This window comes from Azospirillum sp. TSO22-1 (assembly GCF_003116015.1).
In the GTDB taxonomy this organism is placed as follows: Bacteria; Pseudomonadota; Alphaproteobacteria; order Azospirillales; family Azospirillaceae; genus Azospirillum.
Genome location: NZ_LGQZ01000183.1, coordinates 1 through 5,248 on the forward strand (window position 1 = coordinate 1; position 5,248 = coordinate 5,248).

Here is a 5,248-nt window from a genome sequence, read left to right on the forward strand (position 1 = left end):
CCGGGTCGGTGCGGGCGAAGACGGTGAACAGGCCGGCCTCCGGCGCGTTGGTGATGAAGCGCTTGGTGCCGTTCAGCACGTAAAAATCGCCGTCGCGCCGCGCCGAGGTGCGCAGGGAGCCGGCGTCGGAACCGGCCTCCGGCTCGGTCAGCGCGAAGGAGCCGATGATCTCGCCGGACGCCAGCTTCGGCAGATACTGTTCCTTCTGCTCGGGCGTGCCGTCGATGACGATGCCCTGCGAGCCGATGCCGTTGTTGGTGCCGAGCAGCGAGCGGAAGGCCGGCGAGGTCTGGCCCAGCTCGAAGGCGACCTGCACCTCCTCCGCCATGGTCAGGCCGAGCCCGCCGTACTCCGGCGGCACCGACAGGCCGAACAGGCCGAGGTCGCGCATCGCGGCGACGATCTCCGCGGGGATGGCGTCGTCCTCGGCCACCGTGTGCTCCAGCGGCACGAGGCGTTCGCGGACGAACCGCCCGACCGTGTCGAGGAGCTGTTGCAACGTGTCGGCGTCGAGGGCCATCGGGGTGTGTCTCCGGTGTCAGGCGTTGAAGAGGGCGGCGTCGATCCGGCGCACCATCGCGGCGAGCCGCGGGCCGAAATCGTCGTCCAGCCGTTTGGGATCGACCAGGAAGGCCGGGCCGCCGAGGTTGAAGGCGAGCACCGGCGAGCCGTCGTGCGGCACCAGCGGCACGCCGACGGCGTTCACCTCGGTCTTCCAGGAGCCGACGGAGGTGACATAGCCCTTGGCCCGGTATTCCTCGACGGCGGCGAGGATGCCGTCGCGCACCTGCGGCCAGCGCGCGCCCTCGTGCTCCTCGATGCGGGGCAGCAGCGCGGCGCGCTGCTCGTCGGGCAGGCCGGCGAGGTAGGCGCGGCCCATGGCCGTGGTGCCCAGCTTGATGTGCGAGCCGACGTCGAGCGGCAGGATCACCGGGGCGTCGCCGCGGCAGCTCTCCAGGTAGACCATGCTGACCCGGTCGCGCGCACCCAGCGCCACCTGGAGCTTCGAGTAATCCGCCAGCTCCTGCATGTAGGGACGCGCCACCGCCCGCGCGCCCAGCCCGGACAGCGCCGTGTAACCGAGGCCCAGCACCGCCGTGCCGAGGCGGTACTTGCCGGCCTTGGCGTCGTAGACCAGGAAACCCAGCGTGGACAGCGTGTAGGTCAGCCGCGAGATGGTCGGCTTCGGCAGGCCGGTGCGCTCCGCCAGTTCCTGGTTGCCGAGCGGCGGGTCGCCGCGGCGGAAGGCGCGCAGGACGTCCAGGCCGCGGGCGAGCGCCGTCACGAACTTGGGGTCCTTGTCCTCGTGCCCAGCCAGATCGGGGGCGAGGTCGGCCGCTCCCGGAATCGCGTCGCGCTTTCGCATGGGGTCCGCCCGCTCCCTGCCGGGCTTCCAGTGCTTGGACACCGGATTGTTTTGTGTTGCAGCGATCCTGCTCCGACGCTACGGTGCGTGTCAACAGAAATGAAACTCAGTTTCGGTATACGAAATTAGAGGGAGGGAAACGCGGTGAGCGAAGTGCTGGTCGAACGGCCACGGGACGGCGTGGCGCTGGTGCGCATCAACCGGCCGGACGCGCGCAACGCGCTGAACGGGCGCGTGCGCGTGCTGCTGGCCGAGGCGTTCACCGACCTGGGCAAGGCCGCCGAGGTGCGCGCCGTCGTGCTGACCGGCGACCAGAACGCCTTCGCCGCCGGCGCCGACATCAAGGAGATGGCCGAGGCGGGCGCGTCGGAGATGCTGCTGCGCCAGACGCACCTGCTGTGGCAAGCCATCGCGGCGTGCCCGAAGCCGGTGATCGCCGCGGTGAACGGCTTCGCGCTCGGCGGCGGCTGCGAGCTGGCGATGCACGCCGACATCATCGTCGCCGGCGAGGGCGCGCAGTTCGGCCAGCCGGAGATCCGCGTCGGCATCATGCCGGGCGCGGGCGGCACCCAGCGCCTGACCCGCGCGGTCGGCAAGTTCAAGGCGATGATGATGATCCTGACCGGCAAGCCGGTCTCCGCCCGCGAGGCGGACGCGATGGGCCTGGTCAGCCAAGTGGTGCCGGACGCCGAGGTGCTGGACACCGCGCTGAAGACCGCCGAGAGCATCGCCGCCATGCCGCCGGTCGCGGTCATGCAGATCAAGGAGGTCCTGCTGGCCGGCATGGACGCGCCGCTCGCCACCGCGCTGATGCTGGAGCGCAAGGCCTTCCAGCTGCTGTTCGACACCCGCGATCAGAAGGAGGGCATGCAGGCCTTCATCGAGAAGCGGAAGCCGAAATACGAGGGAAAATAACCCTCTCCCGCCCCGGGAGAGGGAGGGGCCCGCCCAGGGGGCGGGAGGGTGAGGGTGCCTACAAGGATCCTTGATTTTGCCCTCACCCGGCCGCTGCGCGGCCACCCTCTCCCGGGGCGGGAGAGGGATATGGAAGACGGAGCCAACAATGTTCGACCCACGTTCCGACGCCCTGGTGATGGGCGTCGTCGGCACCGGCACCATGGGGCGCGGCATCGCGCAGATCGCCGCGGCGGCGGGCGTCTCGGTGATCCTCGCCGACGCCCGGCCGGGCGCCGCCGAAGAGGCCGTGGCCGCCCTCGACGCCGCCTTCGACCGGCTGACCGAGAAGGGGAAGATCACCGCCGATGCCGCGTCGTCGGCCAAGGCCCGCCTCACCCCGGTGACGCCGGACGCGCCGGACTTCGCGCAGTGCGCCCTGGTGGTCGAGGCGATCGTCGAGGACCTGGAGGCCAAGCGCGTCCTGTTCGCCGGGCTGGAGGCGGTCGTGAGCGAGGACTGCGTACTCGCCACCAACACCTCCTCGCTGTCGGTGACCGCCATCGCCGCGGCGTGCCGCCGGCCGGAGCGGGTCGCCGGCTTCCACTTCTTCAACCCGGTGCCGCTGATGAGGATCGTCGAGGTGACTCCGGGCGTGCTGACCGCCCCGGCGGCAACCGAGGCGCTGGCCGGCCTGGGCGCCCGCATGGGCCACTTCGCGGCGGTCACCCGGGACACCCCGGGCTTCCTGGTCAACCACGCCGGCCGCGGCTATGGCACCGAGGCGTTGCGCATCCTCGGCGAGGGCGTGGCGGATTGCGCCGCCATCGACCGCATCCTCACCGGCGCCGCCGGCTTCCGCATGGGGCCGTTCGAGCTGCTCGACCTCATCGGCATCGACGTCAGCCACGCGGTCATGGAATCGCTGTACGGCCAGTTCTACCAGGAACCGCGCTACCGCCCCTCGGTGCTGCCGCGCCAGCTGGTGGCGGCGAACCTGCTCGGCCGCAAGACCGGGCGCGGCTTCTACGCCTACGAGAACGGCAGGCCGGTGCTGCCGCCGGAGGCGCCGGTGCCCGACGCGGCGCCGCGCCCGCTGTGGATCGGCATGCGCAACGCCGAAGGCGCCGGCCTGCTGATGCGGGCGCTGGACGGGCTGGAGATCGAGACCGGCGACCGCCCCTCGCCCGACGCCGCCTGCATCGTCGCCCCGCTCGGCGAGGACTGCACCACCGCCGCGCTGGCCGAGAACCTGGACCCGCGGCGCACGGTGGCGGTGGACACGCTGTTCGGGCTGGACGGCCGGCGCACGCTGATGACCAACCCGGTCACCGACCCGGATGTGCGCGACGCGGTGCACGCGGCGCTGGCCCGCGGCGGGCCGGTGACGGTGATCCACGACAGCCCCGGATTCGTGGCGCAGCGCGTGGTGGCGATGATCGTCAACATCGGCTGCGACATCGCCCAGCAGCGCATCGCCAACCCGGCCGACATCGACCGCGCCGTGCCGCTCGGCCTCGGCTACCCGCACGGGCCGCTGGCCTTCGGCGACCGGCTTGGGCCCCACCGCATCCTGGCGGTGCTGGACGCCCTGCACGCCTTCACCGGCGACCCGCGCTACCGCCCGAGCCCGTGGCTGAAGCGCCGCGCGCTGCTCTCCGTGCCCCTGACCACGCCCGAGGCCTGACATGACGGACGCCTACCTTTACGACGGACTGCGCTCCCCCTTCGGCCGGCACGGCGGCGCGCTGGCCAAGGTGCGGCCGGACGACCTGCTCGCCACGGTCATCGCCGCGCTGATGCAACGCTCCGCCTTCGACCCGGCGGCGGTCGAGGACGTGATCGCCGGCTGCACCTGCCAGGCCGGCGAGGATTCGCGCAACGTCGCCCGCCACGCCGCCCTGCTGTCCGGCCTGCCCGTCGAGGTGGGTGGGCTGACGGTCAACCGGCTGTGCGGCAGCGGGCTCGCGGCCGTTATGGATGCCGCGCGTTGCGTGCGCACCGGCGAGGGCGGGCTGTTCGTCGCCGGCGGCGTCGAGAGCATGACCCGCGCCCCCTTCGTGCTGGCCAAGGCGGAGAGCGCGTTCGCGCGGGAGACGGCGATCTTCGACACCACCATGGGCGCCCGCTTCCCCAACCCGCGGATCACCTCGGCGTTCGGCGCCGACACCATGCCGCAGACCGCCGACAACATCGCCAAGGACCTAGGCATCGGCCGCGAGGAGAGCGATCGCTTCGCTTACGCCTCGCAACGGAAATACGCCGCGGCGAAGGAAGACGGCTTCTTCGCCGGCGAGATCACCCCCATCACCCTGCCCGCCCGCGGCAAGGCCGCGCCGGTCGTGGTGGCGGAGGACGAGCACCCGCGCCCGGACACCGACATGGCCGCCCTGACCAAGCTGCGCCCGCTGGCCGTGGACGGCGTGGTCACCGCCGGCAACGCCTCGGGCCTCAACGACGGCGCGGCGGCGCTGCTCGTCGGCAGCCGGGCGGCCGGCGAGCGGGCCGGGGTGGCGCCGCGCGGCCGCATCCTGGCGGGCGCCATCGCCGGGGTGGAGCCGCGCACCATGGGTCTCGGCCCGGTGCCCGCCTGCCGCAAGGCGCTGGAGCGCGCCGGCCTGTCGCTCAAGGACATGGACGTCATCGAGATCAACGAGGCCTTCGCCACCCAGGTGCTGGGCTGCGCCAGGCTGCTGGATCTGGCCGGCGGCGACCCGCGCCTGAACCCGAACGGCGGCGCCATCGCCATCGGCCATCCGCTGGGAGCGAGCGGCGCGCGGCTGGCGCTGACGGCGCTGCGCCAACTGGAGCGGTCGGGCGGGCGCTATGCGCTGGTCAGCATGTGCATCGGCATCGGCCAGGGCATCGCCGCGGTGATCGAGCGGGTGTAGCTCCCTCCCCTGCCCCCGGCGGGGGCGTGGAGCCGGTGCCGAAGGCAACGAGCGCCGAAGGCGATCGTAGGCGGAGCGCGGTCGCCCGACTTGCGGG

5 protein-coding genes are annotated in these 5,248 nt (G+C 72.5%); 3 read left to right on the plus strand and 2 right to left on the minus strand.

Annotation, left to right across the window (positions count from 1 at the left end; genetic code table 11):
- Together TSO221_RS32740 and TSO221_RS32745 are read right to left on the minus strand one after the other, a co-directional pair.
- Positions 1–520: acyl-CoA dehydrogenase family protein (locus tag TSO221_RS32740; RefSeq protein WP_199229727.1), on the minus strand; the 520-nt coding region annotated here is incomplete at its 3' end.
- Between the two features lie 18 nt (positions 521–538).
- Positions 539–1,366: an IclR family transcriptional regulator gene (locus TSO221_RS32745; RefSeq protein ID WP_109122654.1), complete on the minus strand. Its 828-nt coding sequence runs from the start codon at positions 1,364–1,366 to the stop codon at positions 539–541.
- A gap of 144 nt (positions 1,367–1,510) precedes the next feature.
- On the opposite strand from TSO221_RS32745, the gene TSO221_RS32750 reads away from it, so the two are divergent.
- From TSO221_RS32750 to TSO221_RS32760, 3 genes are all read left to right on the plus strand, one after another.
- Complete coding sequence (locus tag TSO221_RS32750; RefSeq protein WP_109122655.1) at positions 1,511–2,281, plus strand: enoyl-CoA hydratase; 771 nt, start codon at positions 1,511–1,513, stop codon at positions 2,279–2,281.
- 148 nt (positions 2,282–2,429) lie between these two features.
- Entirely contained in the window at positions 2,430–3,947 is a 1,518-nt protein-coding gene (locus tag TSO221_RS32755; protein WP_109122656.1) for a 3-hydroxyacyl-CoA dehydrogenase, read from the plus strand.
- Between the two features lies 1 nt (position 3,948).
- The gene (locus TSO221_RS32760) at positions 3,949–5,151 is read left to right on the plus strand and encodes a 3-oxoadipyl-CoA thiolase (protein WP_109122657.1); all 1,203 of its coding nucleotides are present in this window, start codon (positions 3,949–3,951) and stop codon (positions 5,149–5,151) included.
- Positions 5,152–5,248: the final 97 nt, after the last annotated feature.

What these genes read in the sequence shown, in the direction of transcription:
- TSO221_RS32745 (WP_109122654.1), bottom strand. Translation starts at nt 1,366, where the DNA reads ATGCGAAAGCGCGACGCGATTCCGGGAGCGGCCGACCTCGCCCCCGAT.
- TSO221_RS32755 (WP_109122656.1), top strand. Translation starts at nt 2,430, where the DNA reads ATGTTCGACCCACGTTCCGACGCCCTGGTGATGGGCGTCGTCGGCACC.
- TSO221_RS32760 (WP_109122657.1), top strand. Translation starts at nt 3,949, where the DNA reads ATGACGGACGCCTACCTTTACGACGGACTGCGCTCCCCCTTCGGCCGG.